Genomic DNA, 22,282 nt, shown 5'->3' with positions numbered 1-22,282 from the left:
TAACTCTCAATTCCTTTCTTTAATATTTTAGATTAAACCGTATGAGGGAAAACAACTTCAAATTGATGCAGCTTCACATTACCATCCATGTATTCACCAATATAACGGTAGGTCGAGGTTTGACCCGTAGTTGCTTTAACGAGCTTCCCATCATCTGCAACCAGATAATCTCCAGCAGTTAGACCAGTAGCCGTCACTTGGTCAGAAGCCCATTGAGAACCAACAGCAGGAGTAATGAGGATCGCAAGAGAGCCTGCTTTTACGGTATCCATAGTAGAATCATAAGCAGAAATCTCTACATCACTCATACAACCAGTTGGTTGAGCATCAAAATCCAGTAGGTATGTTTCGGCACTGCCTGTGGTAGCCTTATCAGCAACTTTGGTAGTTAGATTTTTGGCAACAACGGAACCACGAGGTAGATCAGAGCCAACTTTGTAAATTTCAACAACTTTAGACCCAGTAATAATATTACGAAGCATTTATGTATTCCTCCTAAATTATTTATTTTTATTTAGCACTGATTTAATAATATCGACAGCACTCAAAATAGCATCAGAGTCACCATTGTTAAGATCAGTCTTCGTTGATGCAAATTTATTTGTAGAGCTTGTATCAACATTACTCATATCTTGATTATTATTTTTTACACTCTTAAATTTAGCAATTGCTTTACGCCCTTTAATTACATCGATTTTTTCTTGGCTTGCTTCAAAGTTTTCAAGAGTTAGTTCTGCAAAGATAGAAGCCAACTGTTCGTCTTGTTCCAATTCCTCGGAAGTGATAAGATCATCTTCTAGGGCATGTGATTTAAGCTGTTCTTTTTTCTCAGCCAATTCTTTTTCTTTTTCAGCTTGTATCATTTCTTCTACTTTTTCCTTGAAGGGAGTTAGTTCAGCAATGGTAGCTTCAAGTTGTTCCTTTTCTTTAGACAAATCAGTCAAAGATTTCCCAGCTTCAGCAATTTGTTTTTCTGCATCTTCAAGTTGTTTTTGAAGCTGAGCAACCTGAGAATCGATAGTTTCTTTTAGTACGAATGTCATTTCAACTGCTTTTTGACTGGTAATACTGATGGTATCATCTGAATTTACAACATAAGTAAATTCAATAAAGTCAGAATCTTTTTCTCGATCCCATGTATAAGCGTATGCTTTATATTCATATGGATAAATCATTGACAAATAATAATACTTATCCTCAGAAGTGCTGTTGATAGCTTTTCGCACTTTGCGATACACATCATTTTCTGTCAAAGCAGATGTATCAGGGTTTTTGTTGCTTCCCACGAATTCGTTTCCTCCTTTATTTAAATTTGCTATTGCTTGATTTTTTATAGAATCTTTATCATCACTGATATTTTCATCCTCAGATAAAGACAAAACATCTTGAGAGAGTGCTTCTGCAAGTTCCATATCATGTTCTTCCTCAGAAGAAACATTAATCACGCCGCTACTTTTGTACGCAGGTTGTACATCAGCACCTAGAACTGCATGACCAATAAAAATACCATCATCAATAACCTTTATTTTTTTGTTTTTTATTTTCTCGGTATGAGATTCTTTAACACTGATCTCCCAAGAAGTTTTCAAGCCTTTTTTGCTTTCTGCTCGTTCCTTGAAAACTCGAAAAGCAGTCTTGAATCTTTTCCATATCTTCGCCGTAGCAACTATGTTTTCAACACCGTCAATAGTCTCTAAACCAACATTATAAAAAGAACCAAATGCCTGAGTGTCAAACTCAACAGTTTTATACTTGTTTCCATTGCTATCAACTTCTTCAACTACTTTTACATTATGACCAGTGAAATCTTCCTTACCATCAAATTTTTTGACAACTTTACCTACAACTGGTTTATTAAGTAGAGTATCAAGCCAATCTTCAATAGTACTTCTATTCAAAGAAACATCGTTTGCATTTGGACTAAAATCACATATAATAAATTTTGCATCTATGCTATCATTATCATCATTGTCTTCACTCAGAAGCACAACTTGATTGCTATAAAGTTTAACAGTATCACCCATTATTTCTTCTCACCACCTTTCTATGTCTAGAAGGATCAACCAAATTCAATATTCATACCAGAAAGTATTTCACTAACTTCAATATCTGATGAATTATCACCAGCAGAAGAAATAAAAATGGTTGTATCTTGTAGCGATACAACTAAATTTTCATTACAACAAGGGCATTTAATTTTATAATCCATAAAAATTTACCTACCTACATTTTGATTGTAATCTTGGTCATAACCTTGCTTGTCCAAATCTTCATTACTCGCTGGACGACCTTGACCATCTACATCCTTGCTTGTTGTGTAAGAAGTAAGGCGAGGGGAGAAGATTTCTTCATAGCCATTTTCCTTTTCTTCTTGACGAAGTTTAGCTTCCGTTTTTACATCAAGTCCTAAAACAGAATAAACAGTGTGAAGAGAAGCGTTCAACTGACTATGCAATAGTTTTGCATAATCCATAGACAATTCCATGTTCAATTTTTCGGAATTGATGACTTTGATCTTGGGGCAGTACTTTACATCATAACCATTTTCTAAAAGGAGAAACTTGTACCATTTATGCAAAATGTGTTCGAGCTGTTCTCCGATTTTGTTGATAGTTTTCATCAATTCCTCAATGCTAATCTTGGCACTGCCATATGCTTTGTCGCCAGCATTAAGGAATGAGATACCTACAGCAGTCATAATTTCTTGACGATATTGATTTTTTGTTTGAACATTAGTGAGTTCTAATTTTGGTTCAATGTATTCAATACTTTCAGTCCAAGGTGTACCAGTAAAAACACTAGTTCCTTGGCTGTTTAAAGCAGCCATTAGATCCATGTGAGCCTTTGCTTGAGCTGCATGCCAAGTAATGTTAGCAATTGGCTTGTCGCTCGTTATTAGTTCCTTACTTAGCTTTTGAAATATAATTTTTTTACCGCGAACCAAAGTATTCTTGTCATCTGACAATTCGATGTTTTCAAGCCTAATAACAGACTTTAATGCCTTGAAGATAGGGGAGAGACCATATTTTCTCTTTAAATTGTTTACTCTCGGAATACCAGTAAAATCAATATTGAGTTTCGCATATTGTTCATTGTTCTTATATGCTTTAAACACTTCTTCAGGGTATGTACTCTTAATTTCTTCATCCATGTTTGAGTAGAACAATGCTTTATTTTTCTTGTCTTTTTTGTATATCTTTTGAAGTCTGCTTTTTAACTCACTGATATTGATTAGAAGATATGGCTCACCATTTTCCGTATAATCAGCTACTTCACATACCCCAAGAGGGTAGTAGTCTACCTGATAATTGCCATTTCCATCATTTCTAAGATACATAGGATAATTACCTTCTAGGTAAGTCATCGGTATTGATTCAGTAATTAGGCGATTTAAATTTATTTTTTGGTTAAAGTCTCTAATTAACCGATCAACTTCATCAAATGTTTCTTTTTCTGATTCGTTATAATTGGGGTAACTCAACGTCCATTCAGAGTTAACATTTGTCTCGATGGCTTCATATACTTTACCTAGAATATCATTTTTGTTTACGAAAAACCGCACTATGTTATTGATTTTTATTATATTTTGTAAATTTGTTTGTGCATTTAGCGCAAGTTTATCAATATCATCAATTTTAAAGTTAATCAGACCATTTTCGTTAAAATAAGTTGACTTAATACCAGATTTATTTTGATAGTCACGAACGGCTTCAACAAGCATTTGTCGTTCTATGGCTTCAGATGTGACGAGATAAGTATCTTCATCTAATTGTTCTACGAATTCTTTAGTGGACAAGTCATCACCTCATTTCTTTTCACAATTTAATATCCAATGTAGAAACAAGAGTGGGCATGCTAAATATGTCTATTTCTTCTTTCTTGTGTTGAAGTTCATTTTCCAATAAGCTAATGAAGTAGTTACCATAAGCCAACGAAGAATAACGGTCTTTTCTTTTCCCTGATTGTTCTTTTAATTTTACATATTTATGATGTTCTACTCGTTCTAATAAGACCATTTCATTTTCAAGCAAAATTGTTTGAAGATAAGGATTTAACAGTTCAATCTGCTCTTCTGTTGATAGTTTATTAAACCACGTCTCATTTACAAAAAATTCTCGAATATCATTTTTTGAGATCAAGAATGATATTCTTTTATTTACAATCTTATCTTTTAAGTCAAGTGCAATATTGTGATTAAATTCTTCTGAAGGGGAGACCGTATAAATTTTTTCTTCATAGTCATCTTCTATATGGAAAGCAGCAAGTTTAGGTTCATCTTTCTCGTTCATTGAATATAAAGCAGGATACTCTTTCTTTCTCTCATCATCATATTGTCTTCTGCACAAATATCCATAAACACTAATACCATTTCCTTGTCGATCTAAAACAATATAATCGCATTCAAAATCATCAAAAAGTCTCCTGATGATGAGTGATTGTGTCTCAGGATGCAACCCCTGATGCGCTTCAATGTTTAATACTTCTCTTTTGTATCTTGTGCCTGTCCTATTTTTCTTTGCTGAAATTAATGTATAAACAGATGAGTCATTTGCATCCCCACCAAGCAATGCAATATCACAACTTAAGATTCTAATTTCGCCTTCTTTTTTCTTATTTATAAAATTTTTATTATTTTTAATTAATGCTTGAACTTCTTTCTTGTAAATAGGGAATTGAACTGTTTTAATTTCTTTTATTTCTTCGGTCTTGAAATATGCCTTATCACTTTCACCGAAGAATAACGACTCCATCTCCATTGTCCAACCAATTTCATCTAAATCGTCCTCAGAAATCTCATCAAGCAACTGTTCGCGGTTTACGAGATTTTCTTTAATTGCAATCTGATATGGAAGTCCACAAACAAAGTACTTTTTACCATCTAACATTGCTTTAATAAAAACCTTAAATCTTTCATAAGACCAATTAAATTTGTAATAGCAAGATGTTAAGAAGATTTCTTGGTTTCTCTCTAGGTACTCTTGTTTGTTTTTATATTCTGGTTTTTCTAAGAATCCCGGCTGTCTTGAAGCAGCAAGAAAACGTCTCAGTACGTTTTTGTAAATCAAAGGGTCAATCATACGGAACTCATCAAGAACAAGCAGATTAGCGCGAGCTGAACGAGCACCTTGAGTTGCTGCAACAACTTTAATCCATGAGCCATTTACGAACTCAACATGAGGATCATCTGTGTTCATGTTTGTCCTAATAGAACCTTTAATTTCCCTTCGTAACATTCCAGTTTTAGACTGGTTGATTAACTCTGGAATCTTTTCAGTTACAACCTTCATACCCTGTGACTTTTGACCAGCAGCAATAATGATTTTTGTACCAGGGAAGAGAATACATCTAACTACACAATACAAAGCCGTTAAATATGTTTTACCAAGTCCACGACTCGCAAAGAATGCCGTGTAGTTGTATATAATCATGCAATAAAGTAAAATTTTTTGAAATGGTTTTAAAGTCAAGCCAAGATATTCTTCAGCGAAAATGTCTGGACGAGAACGATAGAATGAAGCCCATGCTGCAACACCATTCATTAACTTTTGAGACTTTGTTAAATTGTCGGCGCTCTTGTTTAAATTGCGCCCTTTATCGAAAACACCAACTGCATTTTTGTTTTTATTTCTATTGACTTGGAAGTTCTTATACCCAGCCATTCTTAATCTTCCTCATCAACATCTTTATTTATTTCTCTAAAATCAATTGTATATGGGGCTAGGGCTTTATCGTATTTCTCAGTTAACTCATTATTTAAACCTTCCATTTTCGCAAGATGACCAACCATAAATGTATCTATATATCTTTTCATTTCATCATCCAGAACAGGAGGAACTGGTTTATCATTTTCCCATTTTTTTATCAAAGTACCGAAAGTAATTTGGTCATTTGCTTCCGCACCAGTTGCTTGAATCGGTTTCATTTTAGCATCGTTCATCAATTTACTTCTTGTTTCAATTAACTTACTGATTTCTGAAGTAGTACTGGATTTTGGATTGCTTCGTGCTTTTTCGATATCAAGATTAATGAAACAAATGTCACGCATAATCATTTCCATTCCATAGTCTGGACATTCGAAACTTGACATCAATTTACACTTTTCTTCTTCAAGATAAGAATACTCTTCTGCACTGTAACCTTTACCCCAATACTTTACCATTTCTCTAATATCCAAAGAGTCGTCAAAATTCATATTAAGCATGTTATCTTGGAGACTATCCTCTTGTACATTCTTGTCATAGGTTAAAAAATCACTATCTTTAAACTGAAGTCCTTTATGTTGAGGGAGTGAAGATATAGGAGGGATATATTTCTCCCATACTCGGTTGATCTGATTCCATTCTTGAGTAATCATTGGCCTGTTAAGTAAAGCAAGAACCAGCACTACTCTGAAAAAATAATCTTGTTCATCTATTCCTTCGTTTATATAATTTTGAAAGCAACTCTTACATATAGGTAACTGCTCAAAGGATTTAGAGAATAGAGGATTAGTATTCATATAAAAATTACTTTTAGACTTTGCTTTCTCGCACTTCAAACATGTGATCTTATCTGGTTTCGCGTTTGATTTTATTTTACTCATTTTCATACCTCCAATAAAAAAGGAATAGGGAAGAAGTAGGGGAGGGCTACTCCTTTCGGATTGCTCCTATCCCTATTCAAAGCGACAAAAGAGCCGCTTTAATCAACGTCCAGATGATAATTGGACGCTGTTAAAAAGGCTCTACAAAAGGGGTGAATAAAATTAATATTTGATTAGATTATTCAATGTCACAACAACCACAATCGCAGCCTTCATCACCAGCAAGTCGACCAATTTCAATTTCATAAAGATCTCCCATTTTACGGGTGATATCTTCATGAATGTAGTGTTTAATTTCATTGACTGATGCATCATCATAGAAATCTAACAAATAAACACGTAATTCATTTTCTGACTGAGCACCTTTAATTAGATTAAGATACTCTTCTACAATATCCTCAGCATCTCGAAGATTGATTTCAATATTTTGATCTTCAACATCATAATGATGTTCTTGATTGAAACGATTATTATTGAAATTAAATCCTTTAAAGCTCATAAGGTCACGTCCCTTATAATAAAATTTTATATGTACAAATTTGACCAGTCTCATCGAAGATAAGTATCTTTTGGGCTGGTTTACTTACTTTGCGAATGTCTCTTGCATATTCATCAGTTCCAGATAGAGATGGGTTAACAATAACATCAATGCCGTTAAATTCTTTTTCCCAGTTATGGTGGTAATGTCCCATACAAATTGCCACAGGAAACATTTTGAGCATTACTGTCAAGTTCTGTGCCACTTCAGATACACGATCTTTATGACCATGAACACCGATGACAGTATGACCAGCAACATCAGCCACAATCATTTCGTCATCAAAGGTATTGTCTATAACTTGTAAGTTAGGAATATGACAGGTTCTCGCTTTGACATACCACGGAACAATGTCAGCGAAACTTTCTTTAGAAATAGCATCATGCTTATTTGCTGTAACCCTGTCATGGTTTCCACGCACACTATAGAATTTGACTTCTTCAAATTCAGTGGACAATTTTGCAAGCACTTCGCTAATTGTCTCTGATACTACTTTAACTTGAGAAATAATATCCTCAGAGTTTTGAACTCGAACTGATACATGCAAGTTGCCGCTCACAATGTCGCCCAAATTAAAAACATGAAGCGTTTTTACGTCATGTAATTTTCCATATTCAATAGTCTTATGTGCAAGAGTTTTTATCCGTTCATGAAATATATCAGGGTTAAATTTGTTGAAATAATTATCAGATACAATCCCATAGTGCCAGTCAGAGAAGAGAACAACGGCCTCTTTGTCGCCCGTTGCTTTAACAGGCTGGTTCCAATTAATTGGCTTCAATTTAGCGACTTCATGGACAGCCTTGATTATTTCTTCTTTAAGGTGTTCGAAACGAGCATCGTTTCGAATCAAATTTCGGTATTCACGTTTTTGATCTTGAATTTTGTATTTTTCTTTTTGGAATTGAATAATTTTATCTTCAACATCATCAAATTTTAAACTGACTTGTTTATGTTGTTGCTTTTCATCTTTAACAAGTCGCTTTCTAAACTTCCGAAAGTAGTCATCACTTTTTCGTTCACCAGTATGATCTAGCCATAACTGTGCAATGTCTGACCAGTACAAGCCGTAAGATTCTTTATTCATTACAAGCCGTTCTTTATACTGCTCAAGACTTTCGTTTTGCTGCCGTAGGTGAGGGGAGATAATACTCATTCAATCACCCCTTATTATCGTCTGCCAAGAACTCGGAATCATCTGCTTCGATAGAAACTGATAATTTTACTTTGTATCCATCGTACTTACCAAGAATTTTTCGCAGGTCAAAGATTTGGATGTCCTTTTTTGTCTCTTCTGTAATTTGCATCATATCCAAATTCAATAGCCCTGTCACACTAAAATTTGAGTTGAAATTTGCCATTCTAATTGCCTCCCATAATTGAATGAAATACTCTTTTTATATGTATTAATCAAGTAAATCAGCTAATTTAGCTGTTTCTGAACGTTCAACTTTATCCAAAGTAACTTGTGAATACAATTTATTTCCTTTAAGACGTTTCAGTGCATTAACACCATTGTTGTAAGTAAACTTCTCGTGGTCAATTTGACGAATATCTCCATTCATCCACAATTGACTTCCATCTGAAACGCGACCAAGCAGCAACTGTATATGTTCCTTCGTGTTATTTTCGCACTCTGTTACATAGATAATAGAATCTTTGATATCCCTACCACGCATGAATCCAAGATGTTGGATTTCAATTTTTCCACTTGCTAAATAAGCTTCTAATGCTTCAACGCCACCGAGGTGATCCGCTAAGGGCATGGCATAGGGGAGAAGTTTAGAATTCATGTCAGAAGGTAAGAACCCAATTGGATTAGAATCCTTAACTTCTACGTTATTTCTAACCCATACGAGTTTCTTACCTTTTTGAATAAGATCAATCGCATGAGAAATCATAACAAAGTCTTTTCCAACACCGAACGAACCGAAAGTAGCCTTACAAGTAACTGATTTATCCTGTAACATATCAAACATCAATTCTTGCTTTACATTTAAAGGCTTAACCTTACCAGTAAAAGCATTATAAATTGGCTTGTATGACAACTTTACGAATCGTTCGCCATTATATTTTAATTTATCAATTACTTCATATCCTGTATGAATGTTATTTTCATCATAAGTAGGTTTTGTTTTGTCCCAAATCACAAGATACTGATTTTTAACTAAATTAAAGTTGTTAATTGGTAATCCTTGATATAACTGTGCAAGTAATTCATATGAATCTTGCTGGTTAGGATCAATGAAAAGTTCATGAATTCCAGAATAGTCATGGTCAATATTATCAGACTCATCTAGGTCAAAAGCTTCAATCCCATAACTTTCTGCTTTTAGTTGTACAAGATAATCTCCTGTAACAAGAATGCATTGATTTCGTTTTGCTGATTCAATAATCACATTATCATTAATATTGTGTATTGAGGATATTGCATCTTTGTCAAACGCCACATTATTCTTAGATTTCAATAGTCTTACTGCGTATCTAGCTCGAAATCCCAAATCGTCATTACGAATCTTGATTTTATCCAATTCTTCGAGAACAACATAGGGGATGAATATCTCATCAGCCATATCTAAAAAATGTGGCTTTCTGAGTAATGCGTTTGTATCAAATAAAAATTTACGCATTGGACTCATACCTTTCAAGGTAGATTTTTATATTAAAATAGGGGATAGGCGAACAATCACCAATCCCCGTGTATCCTTCGGCTAATATGATAATAACCAGAGCGTACCAATGCACCTCTGTGAAAGTATCCATGACGAAATGGATGAATAATGTATATGTATTATTTTAATGAATCCTTGAGAGTTTTACTTGGCTTCCATGCAGGAACCTTAGTAGCCACAATATCAATTTCTTCGCCTGTTTGTGGGTTACGACCTTTACGAGCAGCGCGTTCACGCACCACAAAGTTTCCGAATCCAAGTAGAGAAACCTTGCCATGTTCCTTCAAGCCTTCTGCGATAGCATCTAATACTGCATCAACGATAACGGCGGAATCCTTTTTAGTCATTTCCGCTTTTTGAGCCACTACACTTACCAATTCTGTTTTATTCATTACAAAATTCCTCCCAAATTAAAATTATATTTTTTATTTGTAGGGACATAATAATTGCTTCACTTTGGACATTCAAATTATTATGTTTCCCTTAGAGACCGTCCGTTTTTAACGGTATAACTAAAGAAACCTTAATTTATCAATGTTTTTTGTATATGTATTTTTTAATTTATATTATCAAAAGGTTAAAAAATCCTTATGTATCAAGGGTTTACAAAGTTTTTTAAAAGTGTCCACAAAATTATTTTTGCCTATATTGTCTTTGTTTTTCTGTTTTGTAATTTCTACGATGATCTTTCCAACAATCACGACACATCTTATGATTTTTGCCGATTTTTTCTACTCGTTCTCCGCAACCATCACACTGAATGTATCCATCATCAAACTTAGTAGTCAAATTCCGCTTAATATTTTCTACAATCACATCTCCAAAGCATTCCCACAATGTCGTCTTATAACTGGACCTCTTATGATTGTATAAGTACTCAATTAAAACATCAGTAACATGCTTCGCATCATTATTAATGTTTAATAAATCTTTTTTAATCTGATTATATACAAAAAGAATATTGTTATTTTTTTGATCTTCTCTGTTTATCATAAGATGTGATTTACGGTCAAGTTCTTCATACTTTTGGATAATAGCAGTTTCCAAATTAATCTTTTCATTTGTATCACTGAGCAGCATTCTATAATCAAATTTCCCCACATTAGAATATCTGAAATTCAATACAGGATTCTTTATCATCTTTTCTAATCTATTGACAACGCTGTAATTAATTTTCTCTACATTACTCTCGTTTTTGTCTTTAGCATAGATAAAGAAATGAGGCACTTTTGATTTCGTGTAAGTATGTATTAACTTACCTATTTCTGGAGGTCTTGTTGGCTTGTATAAAGTCTTAGCATAATCGATGACGAAATTATTTTCGAGACAAAGCCATTTAATCACGTCTAAATTGATATTGTTACTGTTCCATATCTTAGTGATATTGTTACTAATCATGCCTATATTTGAACCAGTATAAGCAGTTATCATTCCCTTATAGATACTTTCATTGGTTATAATCTCTGGGGCAGCTTTTGCCATATTATACTGCAATGGCACGATACCTTGCATATTTCTCTCAGCAACAGAAATCAATGCATGATCGGCACACACAAGCGCCTTATCACCATCATTATCGAACATGAGGATTTTACTGATTGGATCATGACAACTTGTATAAAGTCCCTTTGTTATAAACCATCTACCTTTTTCTTTATCAACTACATTTTTGCGAACAGCGTGTTCACGATAGAGGTGAGGGCTGCGTAAACAATCTAACTTAGGCTTATCTTTATATAAGTTGCAGTAAACCTCTCCATCATTGAGCAATCCTTTTGGTTCCGTGTCGCCAAGAAATAAGAATTCACAAAATGCATACAGGTCAGGACAAATGAAGGTGTATTTGCCGTTAATATCAATTTTGCCCGCCCTTGCTTCTTTAACCATACTCTTTTTAACTGATTTCAATATCTCTTTACTATACGTATCTGCCAATAACTCAGGATACAATTCAAGTGCCTGTTGAATATAGTTTTTGTTTTGGTTAGAATCTGTTACTCCCAATACCTTGAGCATTGTCTTTCGGTCTTTTCCAATATCCCTGATATGCTTTTGTGTCGTTAGACATAATGATTCTAATTCTTCATCTGTCATATCTGTAAGTGTTTGTAGCATTTGATAATTCAACTTTGCGTTCTCAATGATATCTTCTTCTTCATTGCATTTTGCAGCTTGGCAATTATATTTCACAAAATTATCTTTGTAATGTTGCCAATCTCTATAGTACTTCCACATCTTAAATTGACTTTTTGTAAGGATGATTTCAATTCCATCCTTAAGAATGTCATATTCTTTGCCGTAAATATCTTTTACTATTCCACACTTGATTCCTTTTCTATTTGCCTCTCTAATAAATTTGTCAAATGGGAAAGGTACTAAAAGACCTTTAATCCAAGGCAAGCGAATCATTGCCGACTTCTTGGACACACTGGGGAGTATCATCCCACAACCATCTGTATGATTGATCATGATGTCCATTTCTTTTCTTGTTATTTCATACGTCTTATCATCAATAAAATCAACCACACTACGTACAGCAGTCTCCATATCGTCCACAACAATAACCCTATTAATGTCAAAATCCTTCCATTCGTCTGTAGCGGAGTTACAGAGAGCTAGGTAAGCGAGATATTTATTGATATTTACCCCACCCTGAGTATTGATGCTTTCTATAGACAATCCACATGTCAGTGAATCTTGGTGTTGTTTCAACACACTTTCTTTGATAAATACTGTTTTCTTTGTACGAATCTGACCCGCGCTGGCTGTGAACACGACATACTTTTCACCTTTGTATAGAAATCCCTTAAGAATAATGTCTTCGAGAATATTAAAGAAATATGTCTGGACAACTATTAGGTCTTCAGACAGTGTATTTTCTTGAATGCCCAATGTTCTTGTTAGTACAGAGTCAAACACTGAAATAATACGTCTTGGTGTTAATGCCTGTTCGTTTAATGTTCTAATTGAGTTATTTAACTTAAATTCTTTATATAAATCATCTTTTAATTTCTTAATTCTTTTATTTGCGTCTGTAAGGTTTTTATTGACTCTGTTGACAATATGTTCTTGTTTGAATTTATCTCTATAAACTTTTAGTTTATTTCTGTAGCGGTAGACTTGATTCAATCTGTTATGTATTTTCATTTCCTTTTCGTTATAGAAAAAACTTGTATCTACACTATAAATCTGAACTTGTCTATCCAAACTAATAAACTACCCCTCCAGTTCCTCATCATGTTCATCGTTCTCTTCTTCAGATTCTTCCTCAAATGGAGAATAGTACATCAAATCCTCAATCTCATCTAATTCATAATAAGCACCTTCAACAGTTTCAAGTCTGCGCCCATCCAACGTATAACCAATTATATCAAGGAAAGTAGGATCACTATTCCGTTTTGATTCTTCCAATTTCTTTTCACCATATGTATGTAGAAGATACTCATTAATGTTACTAAACATTGACATATCACTTGAATTGATAATTTTTACTTTCTTTTTCATATAGAATACTGCTACCAAAACCACAACAAAACATAGCAGACAACACCTCCTTGATATTTTAAATTTATGTGATTTTGTTTTTTTTGTGTTTTAAAAACGTTTATCGGATATGTATTCAACATAATCATAAAAGTCTTCATATTCGGCATCCACCTCATTATCAAAGTATAGTCGAAAAGAGGATCTTCCGTATAATCTTGATAAGATTCTGTCAATGTTATTTTGTTTAACTTCGATCATTTATTCACCTCCTTGTCCTGTTTTTATTGTATATTTTTACTTATTATAAGTCAATACACAATTTATTTTTAATTACTTAATCTTATTCCTACATTATACGCCCTTCACAGATGCCTCTCAGACCGTCTAGGAGGCTGTCTGAGCGTTTTTAGAGGGTGGGGGAGGGTGAATATATCTCATTAAGAAAAAACTTTAAAATAACCCTATATATTTTTGGTTGCAATATTGACATCCCTTACCAATTGAATATAATTTGATTATCAACAGAAATTTAAGGAGGTAATGAAAATGATTGCAAATGTTGCTGAGTTACATGTGAATAATGTTTATAACGACATTCAGACATTTTTTAGTGAGGAATTGAAAACAGATAATACGAGAAGGGCATATAGAACTGACATCGAATATTTTTTTCAGTACATGAGGAATAAGCACCTGAATCAACTGCACTTAACGGATCTCTGGTTTGAATATAAAGATGTGCTACGATATAGAAATCATCTTCGTAATAAACTGGGTAAAAAATCATCTGTAAACCGTAAAATTTCTTCGCTCAGAAAGCTATACAAATATCTGGCTAAAAATAATTACAATGTCAATGCACATGCATTTGAAGTAGATGATTTGGACACTGACGACACCGATTCAAGTGGTGTATTGTCAGTTCATGAAGTAGAAACAATGATTCAACTTGTGAAAGAATTGCCGAATGGTGAAGAGAAATCCATCTTTATTGATCTTGCATACAGTACCTCGATACGTGTATCTGCATTACTTTCACTTAAATGGAAACAAATTAAATTTATAAAAAATGGACAATGGGAAATCAGATTGAAGGATAAAGGTAAGGAAAATGTAAAAGGTATTCCTGATGAGTTATATCAAATGCTCTTGATGTTAAAGCGTGATAATGATGAAAGGGTATTCACAATGTCTTATACAACCGTATATGACACAATTAAGGAACTATGTGCGAAAATGGGAATTCCAGAACACCGAAATATTACTCCACATAGTCTGAAAAAAGTACTTATTGATTGGACGGTAGAGACAACAAAAGATGTGAAGCTGGCAGCTTGGCAAGGTAATCATTCACTTGATGTGATGTATAAACATTACCTCAGCAAAAACGTTGACTATGAAAACACACCCGCTTTCATGGTGAGAAAGAAAAATGATCTTAGCCCAATTGAGGTATTATCTAGGGAAGAGCTAATTGAACTGATTAAGCGTAGCAGTCGAGCAGCACAAAATGAATTGCTTTCTCTGCTGAAACAAGAGAAATAAAATTCTCTTGTTTTCTTGTTGTAATAAATAAAAATATATTGTATTATAGGTATGTAATACCAATAAAAGGGAGGATGATTATTTGAGTAATGAAGTCGAAGTCGTAGAAATCGAATTAGTGCCAGTGAGGGAGGTGTATTATAACGGTACATTTGGAGTTTATGCATGTGAAACTGATGAATGGGAAAAGGTAGAGTTCAATAAGTACAACAACATAACCATTAATGGTCAGATGCCCAAATTACAGTTAAACACAACATACAAATCCAAATTGGTAAAAAAGCATAGTGAAAAGTATGGTGTAACATACGAGGTAAAAGAAATAAAACAAGACAGACCACAGACAATTCAAGAGCAGCATGCCTATATCAAAACCATGCTACGTGAAGATCATGCTAATGCCATTATTGCAAAATATCCAAACCATGACCTATTAAAAATGTTTGAAAATGATGAAATTGACTATTCGGACATACCAGGGATTGGTGAGAAAACATACCAAAAAATAAAATACTTCCTGCTTAACCATTTGGACATTCAAGAAGCGCTTGTTAAATTATCTCCGCTTGGCGTTACCTTTAAAATGTTGCACAGACTAATCGAGTTTTATGGCGATGTAAGGATTCTCATGCAAAAGGTAGAAGAAAATATTTATTCCTTATGTGATGTCAGTGGAATTGGATTTAAAAAAGTAGATCAATATGCTTTGGCAAAAGGTATTGAAAAAGAAAGTGAATACCGTATTGAAGCTGGAATCGAATATACCCTTCAACAAGAAGAAAATATGGGTCATTCTTACTTAGAAATTGAACAGTTAATAAATAAAAGTAATGAATATCTTAAGATAGACCGACATCATATTGAGTTATTCTTAGCAACCTTGCAAGATAAAAAGCAAGATAAATTCTATATAACACAAGATATTGTAGCTTTATATAAGAATTACTACTATGAGAAACGAATTGCTGAGATACTAACCCAACTAAGCCAGACAGAAAGTAAATGTAGAGTAGAAAATTTAGAAGAAAAAATTCAAAAGATTGAACAAGAACAAGGTTTTACATTTACAAACGAGCAGAAAAATGTCATACATACAGTTGTTAATGAGAATGTGGTCGTGATTAGTGGTAAGGCGGGTACAGGAAAAACTACAGTGCTAAAAGGAATTCTCTCCGTATTAGATCAGTATTCATATGAAACTTGCGCTCTTTCTGGAAAGGCGGCTATGCGAATCACAGAAAGCGGATTATCTTCAAAGACGATTCACCGCATGTTAGGATATGACCAGCGAGGAAAATTTGTATATAACTCGTCAAATAAACTTCCTTATGACATTGTAATCTTAGATGAAGCTGGGATGGTCGGTTCATATTTGTTTTATAGCCTTGTATCAGCAATCGAGAAAGGCAAGAAGTTTATTATTGTTGGTGATACTGGGCAACTCAGCCCGATTGGAGCCGGAAATATCTTTAAAGACATCATAAGCAGTGGGAAAATTACTGTCTGCGAATTAACGCAAGTACAACGTCAAGCAATGAAATCGGGCATCCTATCATGTGCAAATAAAATTCGAGAAGGCGAGCAGATTAACAGTGCCAATAATTACACCAAACAGGTCTATGGTGAGTTAAACGATTTTCATCTGATACCTATGAATAGTTCTGATTTCATCTTAGAAAACCTCTTAGAGATATGCAAAAACTATAAAGGCGACATTATGGATCTACAGGTCATCACAGCAATGAAAACAAGAGGTGAATTATCTGCAAAGAATATTAATAAACACATGCAGGAAATTTTTAATCCTAATAATAGCAATTCAATTGAGATGAATCGTGGAGATACCATATTCAGGGTCAATGACAAAATCATACATAATGGCAATAACTACGAGATAAACGTATTTAATGGTCAGATTGGGACAATTGTCGATATTGAAGTACGTGATAAGAACAAATACATGAAAATAAAATTTGATAATGTCAAAGATATTGTAGAATATGAGCAATCTGATCTAGATAAAGTTGACTTGGCTTATGCTATTACATGTCACAGAGGACAGGGTAGTGGCTGGAAAAATGTAATTATCGTGCTGGATTACTCATCTTATATGCTTTTAAACCGTCAATGGGTGTATACTGCACTAACTCGCGGAATTAAGTATTGCATTATGATTGCTGAAAATCGAGCATTGACACATGCAATTAGGACAAATGATGCCAATAAAAGAAATACGTTTTTAAAAGGATTCTTGGAAGCATTATAAATAAAAACATTAAACCTGCATACATAGAAATGTGTGCAGGTAAATCCATTTTTCAAGGAGATGATTGAGTGAAATTAATGTTAGATCCTGTTGAATACAAAAACAAACCATCAAAAAGTGAAGTTAGATACATCACTGAGAGGTTAATGCAAAATCCTGTTGACATTAGCATTGAACAGCTTGCAGAAGAAATTGCAAAAGGGAAAACATTTACTCCAGCTTATATACAAACATTAAATAAAGATGGTGAGTTGCGTAGAACAAAAGATTGCTGGACTTCACAACAATTAGTTTGCATTGATTTTGATAATGAATATAAAGATAAAGATGGCAAGGTTCATAAACATATAACAATGACACTAGATGATGCAATTAAAGAATTTCAGAGTATGGCTACTTTTATTTATAAATCCTTTAACTATAAGGATGAACATCCTAAGTTCAGAGTTGTGTTATGTTTGGATAGGGAAATAACATCACCAACTGAAATTGATCATATTCTTGCTTGGTTTAAACATAAATACCATAATTCAGATCCTCAATGCTATGAACGTGCTAGATTATTCTATGGTGGTATTGAAATTATAGAAATAAATTTTAATAATAGAGTTAATACATATGATATATTAAAGAGTAAAATACCTGATATAAAAGGTAAAAATAACAATGATAGGAGAAAAAGTACCCAAAGTATATTAGGTTACCCTAAAGATTATTTATCTAATATAACTTGGGTACTAAAATCCCACCATGAGGTAATATCAGAGAAAAAGCAAGAAAAAGCGACATTTGAAAATAAATTGGATTTGATGGGTTATTTGCTTTCTAGAGATTTATTTCATTACTTAGGAATTGAAAATAAAGGAGCTGCTTTCTGTTGCATATTTCACAATGACAAAAATCCGTCTGCGAGCATTGTTAAAAATCAGAAAGGGTTTTATTTCTATAAATGCCATAGCTCTCACTGCGGATTTAGTGGTAATATTTTTAGGATTACTGAAAGGTTGTTCGGACTGAATAATGTGGATGCTATAGATTATCTGTGTCAGGTTTATAATGCAGAAGTTGTTGAATCTGAATGGTATGTAAAACAAAAGCGAATATATGAGCAAAACATATATTATTTACTAAGTGGATTTATGGAAGATGAACATCCAGAACTATACAAGTTTATTAAAAAGCATATTCCACTGTTAGTTATTCTTAATCAAATTGCAATCATGTGTATTGGTTCGGAAACTATTCAAAGAAATAAAAAGGCTATATGGTTTAAACCATTAAATGAAATTATTGAAATGTTTGTTGATTTCATTGTTGATATCAAGGAAATTGAAGAAAAGGATAAAAAGATTACACATGACTTAAAGGAATTAAATAAGAGGATTAATCTGTTTGCTTTATTAGGAGTGATTGAAAAACTACATGTGTCAGAAGTTCCAAGAGAGCTGTTTTTGAGGTACACAGCTTTACAAAAACAAGCTGGGAATAAGAGAATCAATATCCCAAACTTTTATTACATACCATCATACGATGATAATGTTTTAACCAATGCTAACAATATGGCGAATGAGTTTAAGGCAAACAACATGTCTAAAAAAGGTTTTAGTAGGGAAATGATTATACGTGCAATGGGAGAAGATGTTGCCAATAGAGTATACCCCATGAAGCGGAATGTAACTATTTCAGAATCAAGTAATACGATAGCAATGAAGGTTAAAAAGTTAATTCTGAATATGATTGAACGAGATGGGTATGCATTTGAGAAAGATGTTATTGAAATGGCAGATGGCAGTAAGGAAATGAATACGAGAGTTCTGAAAAGATGTTTACAAGAAGCGTTAAATGAATATGGACTAGAAAGGGTTAGGTTAAATAAAGAATTAAAAAATAAACTGGGAATTGAGGTTAATGGGTTTCCCAATGTAATATTGAGATCAGGGACAGTATAAAAACTGTCTCTTTTTTATTTGACGATATGAGGTGATCGTGAGGGAATTTGGTTATATCGGGAAAGTGTAGGTGTATTAATGGTTTTGGATGATTTTAGGTGTAAAATATACCCCCCTGTGTGGTGAGTGGGTGAGTGAATATCGTAAGAAAGTAGAAGTGACAAGGGATTTAATAGGGTGAGAAGATGAAATTGAGGTCATTTGGGGTGGAAATGTAGGATGTGATGAAGTGGGGAAAATGTAGATGGGATAAGGGTTTATACGATGAGCGATACGATAAGGAAAACGATTTATAAGTTGAGTGTGGAAGTGGAAGTGCTAGGCCAATTATCCGAACAAGTGTTCCTGTTTTAGATGTAAAATATCCCCCCATACCTGATAATAAAGCATTCCAAAAGCTGAAGATAATGTTAGTTATCAACGGTTTTACTGTTTGATGATAACTTTTTGCCTTTTGGATGCATGATGAACTCATCCTGTTATGATTGACACAGGGCAATTCATTAGGGTTTAAAAGGGCTTCTGCAATTGAAATTTGGCTATATTCAATTCCCATCGTATGGGTAACATACAAGCAGCGTCTGAACACTTACCTTAACTTATCCACAAAGTTATCAACAACTTTATCCACAATATCCACAAAAATAAAAACTTCTCTAGCAACACCCATCTTTTTCACATATTCACACTAGTCACAATCAAATTAAATAGCACTAAAAAATAAAATAAAAATATTGAACACAACAAAGATTTATATTATAATATAAATAGAAAGGAGGTGACACTATGGAGCCATCAACTTTCTACATCATTAGCACAGTCTCCGTAATCCTTATAGCCTACAAGACGGTGCTAGAAATTGAAAAACTGCTCTATGAGAGAAAGAAACGAAAGGAGGAACAGAAAGACAAACAAAAAGACTCAATAGCGCCGAAGTCCTCACAAGACGAACGCTAAAGAGTCCACCAATTACATAGGGAAGGAGGAAAATCCTTCCCTACTTTTTAAGTATACCATATAGGCTAACATACTAATCACATTTAGTAAAGAGGTGACACTATGCGAATCTTTACAGATGCATCATTCCTTTTTCTCACACTGATTTACCTCATTGTACGGGTAACGTCTAATGTAGCACCATCATGGATCTGGATTACTGATACGATCTTTGCAATCACAGCTATTTTATTCGTTTTCAAATACCTGTTAAAGTCTAGGACAAAATAGGTGTTTAAGATGGGACTCCATAGTATTTAGTAAGCTGACACAGATACGTGGATTTAAATATCAAAACTAAAGAACGATCTAAAAGCCCATCTTGAGGGCTTTTTTATTTACAAAAATTTAATTTAAAATATATACATTTGAGAGTGAATGCGTTATAATGAAATCATAAGATAATAAGCAGGAGGATCCGAAATGAAAATCCATGAAATATCCAACCTCAATCTAAATGAATCCTATTTTAAGCTTAATCCAAATAGTATAACCGTCAAAGGAACAAACAACAAAACGAAAGCAGTTATAAACGATATTCGGTCAGTGAGAAGTCTGCACTTTAGCAAAAAAGCAGAATTGAATGTAAAGTACAATGGAAAATTAAATAATTACTCTGACAATCTATATATAGGGATGGACAATGCATTGTATTATTTCATCGATAATAATCATCATAAAGTAGCCTGTGAGTTAGCAAACAATGGGTATCCAGATGAGATAAACAAATTACTTGAAAAGGTTAAATTCCTTTCTTCTTGTAACGTAAATGTAATATTCGTAAATTTGGTATAAACAAAAATATAACTAAAAGAGGTCGGAGGAACTACAATGAATCACATCCAAACAGCTTACCTTAAAATGAAAGCTGCATACAACCAAGCTTTTGCAGCAGAAAATTGGGATTTGGTTGAACAGCTAGAAGATGAATACATAGAGGCAGAAATCGCTCTTGTAAACTGGGCAATAGATCAGGCAGTAAACACTGGGTTGATGAGTCAAGAAGAAGAAAAGAATCTGCGTACACGTTGGGTATTAGAGTCGTACAGGGATAAAATCATCAGTCTTGCTTTGAGGATGAGTGCTTAAATAAATAAAGCAATGGATTCACTTAACCAGTCAGCCATGACTGGTTTTTTAAATATAAAAATAAAAGAAATTACAAAAAAGTAGTTGATAATCTACTTATCATCAGATATAATATAAGTAACAAAGGAACGAACGGAGGAAATGAAAATGTCCCAAATACAATTAGCTATTGCAAAGTCTAAAATTCAGCGGATGATGGCACTTAGAAATTTGATTGTTTATGGTGCAGTGATTGTAAGATGATATAAAATAAACAATTCTTAAAAGGAGATGAGCTACAAATGAGAATCGTCAAAGAAGAACAATACAATAAAATCACCCAACAAACAGTAACCAAAGTTTACATTGAAATTGATGGTGGACTTGAGTTTTTTGGGGAAGCAAGTGAGCCACAAAAGGTATTTGCATTGATCGGTGAAGCTAATGCATTTATTGATGAACAAGCACAAAAAGAGGGTGAAAGTGCGATACCATCCCTTGAAGGAATGGACATGAATCAACAAGTGGATGAATTGTCTGATATGCTTGCAGGGATTTGTATTGAAGTAGGTAACGGCATTACATATGGAATGATGACAAGTGAACAAAAAGCACAAGCAAAAGAGTTTTTCTTTAAAAAAATGAAAGAATGTAGAATTATAGCCACTGATGAATTGATTGACGCTGCTGAAAAGGAAAATATGCTCAATTTGGGAAGTTTGCTCATGCAATATAAATACTATACCAATGGTGAGTTTAGAGAAGCACTAGAGCAACTTACTGAGGGTAGGAAAGTCACCATTGTAAAATTCTCGGAATTCGGATTTCCCGTAGTTATCAATACAGTTATTAATAGCGCCACAGTCAAGCCATACGCTCAATATAGCGAGTCATTGCACATTGTTCACAAACATAAACGCAAGCGTAATCAGTATGTTAACATCATTTTACCCAAAGATAAGTTGTTAATCTATGATGGATGGATCGATATTGACGTTGAGAACCTAACGTATAACCTCAATAAGCGTGATGATCTTATTAGTGTAAGACAGTCTAAATATGGCAGTTTTGATAACCAGTTTATGCGTGATGCAATCAATTGTATTAAAGGCAATCTGATTGTAAAATTGAATGTAGATTAATACATAATCACTGCCAAATTCTTTAAAAGAATAGGAG

General features: G+C 33.7%; 20 protein-coding genes. 7 read left to right on the top strand and 13 right to left on the bottom strand.

Going from position 1 to position 22,282, the window contains the following annotated elements; all coding sequences use genetic code 11:
* Window positions 1-32 precede the first annotated feature (32 nt).
* From EDM57_RS05150 to EDM57_RS05095, 13 genes are all read right to left on the bottom strand, one after another.
* The gene (locus tag EDM57_RS05150) at window positions 33-482 is read right to left on the bottom strand and encodes a hypothetical protein (RefSeq protein ID WP_122903699.1); all 450 of its coding nucleotides are present in this window, start codon (window positions 480-482) and stop codon (window positions 33-35) included.
* Window positions 483-500: 18 nt separating this feature from the next.
* On the bottom strand, window positions 501-2,024 hold the full coding sequence (locus EDM57_RS05145) for a GumC domain-containing protein (RefSeq protein WP_122903698.1): 1,524 nt from the start codon (window positions 2,022-2,024) through the stop codon (window positions 501-503).
* Window positions 2,025-2,059: 35 nt separating this feature from the next.
* A complete protein-coding gene (locus EDM57_RS23210; protein ID WP_170163394.1) occupies window positions 2,060-2,209 on the bottom strand; it encodes a hypothetical protein in 150 nt (49 codons plus the stop codon).
* Between the two features lie 6 nt (window positions 2,210-2,215).
* A complete protein-coding gene (locus tag EDM57_RS05140) occupies window positions 2,216-3,796 on the bottom strand; it encodes a hypothetical protein (protein ID WP_122903697.1) in 1,581 nt (526 codons plus the stop codon).
* Between the two features lie 19 nt (window positions 3,797-3,815).
* Window positions 3,816-5,660: a terminase large subunit domain-containing protein gene (locus tag EDM57_RS05135; RefSeq protein ID WP_122903696.1), complete on the bottom strand. Its 1,845-nt coding sequence runs from the start codon at window positions 5,658-5,660 to the stop codon at window positions 3,816-3,818.
* A 2-nt stretch (window positions 5,661-5,662) separates the two neighbouring features.
* A complete protein-coding gene (locus tag EDM57_RS05130; protein ID WP_122903695.1) occupies window positions 5,663-6,583 on the bottom strand; it encodes a hypothetical protein in 921 nt (306 codons plus the stop codon).
* 178 nt (window positions 6,584-6,761) lie between these two features.
* Complete coding sequence (locus EDM57_RS05125) at window positions 6,762-7,082, bottom strand: hypothetical protein (RefSeq protein ID WP_122903694.1); 321 nt, start codon at window positions 7,080-7,082, stop codon at window positions 6,762-6,764.
* A 13-nt stretch (window positions 7,083-7,095) separates the two neighbouring features.
* On the bottom strand, window positions 7,096-8,277 hold the full coding sequence (locus tag EDM57_RS05120) for a metallophosphoesterase (protein WP_122903693.1): 1,182 nt from the start codon (window positions 8,275-8,277) through the stop codon (window positions 7,096-7,098).
* Between the two features lie 4 nt (window positions 8,278-8,281).
* Window positions 8,282-8,482, bottom strand: a complete 201-nt coding sequence (locus EDM57_RS05115; protein ID WP_122903692.1) for a YonK family protein — start codon at window positions 8,480-8,482, stop codon at window positions 8,282-8,284.
* A gap of 45 nt (window positions 8,483-8,527) precedes the next feature.
* A complete protein-coding gene (locus tag EDM57_RS05110; RefSeq protein ID WP_170163393.1) occupies window positions 8,528-9,751 on the bottom strand; it encodes a PhoH family protein in 1,224 nt (407 codons plus the stop codon).
* A gap of 161 nt (window positions 9,752-9,912) precedes the next feature.
* Window positions 9,913-10,185 (bottom strand): HU family DNA-binding protein, encoded by a 273-nt coding sequence (locus tag EDM57_RS05105; protein ID WP_122903690.1) that lies wholly within the window; start codon window positions 10,183-10,185, stop codon window positions 9,913-9,915.
* Between the two features lie 241 nt (window positions 10,186-10,426).
* Window positions 10,427-12,940 carry a hypothetical protein gene (locus tag EDM57_RS05100; RefSeq protein WP_425455769.1) on the bottom strand — a complete coding sequence of 838 codons (2,514 nt, stop codon included), beginning with the start codon at window positions 12,938-12,940 and terminating at the stop codon, window positions 10,427-10,429.
* Between the two features lie 69 nt (window positions 12,941-13,009).
* On the bottom strand, window positions 13,010-13,297 hold the full coding sequence (locus tag EDM57_RS05095) for a hypothetical protein (RefSeq protein WP_148039093.1): 288 nt from the start codon (window positions 13,295-13,297) through the stop codon (window positions 13,010-13,012).
* Between the two features lie 528 nt (window positions 13,298-13,825).
* Between EDM57_RS05095 and EDM57_RS05090 the strand changes: the two genes are divergently transcribed.
* The 7 genes from EDM57_RS05090 (at window position 13,826) to EDM57_RS05065 (ending at window position 22,245) form a co-directional block, all read left to right on the top strand.
* The gene (locus EDM57_RS05090) at window positions 13,826-14,824 is read left to right on the top strand and encodes a tyrosine-type recombinase/integrase (protein WP_170163392.1); all 999 of its coding nucleotides are present in this window, start codon (window positions 13,826-13,828) and stop codon (window positions 14,822-14,824) included.
* 82 nt (window positions 14,825-14,906) lie between these two features.
* Window positions 14,907-17,090: an SF1B family DNA helicase RecD2 gene (gene recD2, locus EDM57_RS05085; RefSeq protein ID WP_122903686.1), complete on the top strand. Its 2,184-nt coding sequence runs from the start codon at window positions 14,907-14,909 to the stop codon at window positions 17,088-17,090.
* A gap of 77 nt (window positions 17,091-17,167) precedes the next feature.
* A complete protein-coding gene (locus tag EDM57_RS05080) occupies window positions 17,168-19,039 on the top strand; it encodes a CHC2 zinc finger domain-containing protein (protein ID WP_246005741.1) in 1,872 nt (623 codons plus the stop codon).
* Window positions 19,040-19,825: 786 nt separating this feature from the next.
* Window positions 19,826-19,996: a hypothetical protein gene (locus tag EDM57_RS23205; protein ID WP_170163391.1), complete on the top strand. Its 171-nt coding sequence runs from the start codon at window positions 19,826-19,828 to the stop codon at window positions 19,994-19,996.
* 462 nt (window positions 19,997-20,458) lie between these two features.
* Window positions 20,459-20,830 carry a hypothetical protein gene (locus tag EDM57_RS05075; protein WP_122903684.1) on the top strand — a complete coding sequence of 124 codons (372 nt, stop codon included), beginning with the start codon at window positions 20,459-20,461 and terminating at the stop codon, window positions 20,828-20,830.
* 36 nt (window positions 20,831-20,866) lie between these two features.
* On the top strand, window positions 20,867-21,124 hold the full coding sequence (locus EDM57_RS05070; protein ID WP_122903683.1) for a hypothetical protein: 258 nt from the start codon (window positions 20,867-20,869) through the stop codon (window positions 21,122-21,124).
* A 281-nt stretch (window positions 21,125-21,405) separates the two neighbouring features.
* On the top strand, window positions 21,406-22,245 hold the full coding sequence (locus tag EDM57_RS05065) for a hypothetical protein (RefSeq protein WP_122903682.1): 840 nt from the start codon (window positions 21,406-21,408) through the stop codon (window positions 22,243-22,245).
* Window positions 22,246-22,282 lie beyond the last annotated feature (37 nt).

Origin of the sequence: Brevibacillus gelatini (genome assembly GCF_003710935.1) — a bacterium.
GTDB lineage: Bacteria > Bacillota > Bacilli > Brevibacillales > Brevibacillaceae > Brevibacillus > Brevibacillus gelatini.
This window is presented reverse-complemented; position numbering and strand designations above follow the sequence as displayed.

Coding starts and splice junctions, on each gene's coding strand:
- EDM57_RS05150 (WP_122903699.1), bottom strand. CDS start 482: ATGCTTCGTAATATTATTACTGGGTCTAAAGTTGTTGAAATTTACAAA.
- EDM57_RS05145 (WP_122903698.1), bottom strand. CDS start 2,024: ATGGGTGATACTGTTAAACTTTATAGCAATCAAGTTGTGCTTCTGAGT.
- EDM57_RS23210 (WP_170163394.1), bottom strand. CDS start 2,209: ATGGATTATAAAATTAAATGCCCTTGTTGTAATGAAAATTTAGTTGTA.
- EDM57_RS05135 (WP_122903696.1), bottom strand. CDS start 5,660: ATGGCTGGGTATAAGAACTTCCAAGTCAATAGAAATAAAAACAAAAAT.
- EDM57_RS05130 (WP_122903695.1), bottom strand. CDS start 6,583: ATGAGTAAAATAAAATCAAACGCGAAACCAGATAAGATCACATGTTTG.
- EDM57_RS05125 (WP_122903694.1), bottom strand. CDS start 7,082: ATGAGCTTTAAAGGATTTAATTTCAATAATAATCGTTTCAATCAAGAA.
- EDM57_RS05120 (WP_122903693.1), bottom strand. CDS start 8,277: ATGAGTATTATCTCCCCTCACCTACGGCAGCAAAACGAAAGTCTTGAG.
- EDM57_RS05115 (WP_122903692.1), bottom strand. CDS start 8,482: ATGGCAAATTTCAACTCAAATTTTAGTGTGACAGGGCTATTGAATTTG.
- EDM57_RS05110 (WP_170163393.1), bottom strand. CDS start 9,751: ATGCGTAAATTTTTATTTGATACAAACGCATTACTCAGAAAGCCACAT.
- EDM57_RS05105 (WP_122903690.1), bottom strand. CDS start 10,185: ATGAATAAAACAGAATTGGTAAGTGTAGTGGCTCAAAAAGCGGAAATG.
- EDM57_RS05100 (WP_425455769.1), bottom strand. CDS start 12,940: ATGAAAATACATAACAGATTGAATCAAGTCTACCGCTACAGAAATAAA.
- EDM57_RS05095 (WP_148039093.1), bottom strand. CDS start 13,297: ATGAAAAAGAAAGTAAAAATTATCAATTCAAGTGATATGTCAATGTTT.
- EDM57_RS05090 (WP_170163392.1), top strand. CDS start 13,826: ATGATTGCAAATGTTGCTGAGTTACATGTGAATAATGTTTATAACGAC.
- EDM57_RS05080 (WP_246005741.1), top strand. CDS start 17,168: ATGTTAGATCCTGTTGAATACAAAAACAAACCATCAAAAAGTGAAGTT.
- EDM57_RS23205 (WP_170163391.1), top strand. CDS start 19,826: ATGGAGCCATCAACTTTCTACATCATTAGCACAGTCTCCGTAATCCTT.
- EDM57_RS05075 (WP_122903684.1), top strand. CDS start 20,459: ATGAAAATCCATGAAATATCCAACCTCAATCTAAATGAATCCTATTTT.
- EDM57_RS05070 (WP_122903683.1), top strand. CDS start 20,867: ATGAATCACATCCAAACAGCTTACCTTAAAATGAAAGCTGCATACAAC.
- EDM57_RS05065 (WP_122903682.1), top strand. CDS start 21,406: ATGAGAATCGTCAAAGAAGAACAATACAATAAAATCACCCAACAAACA.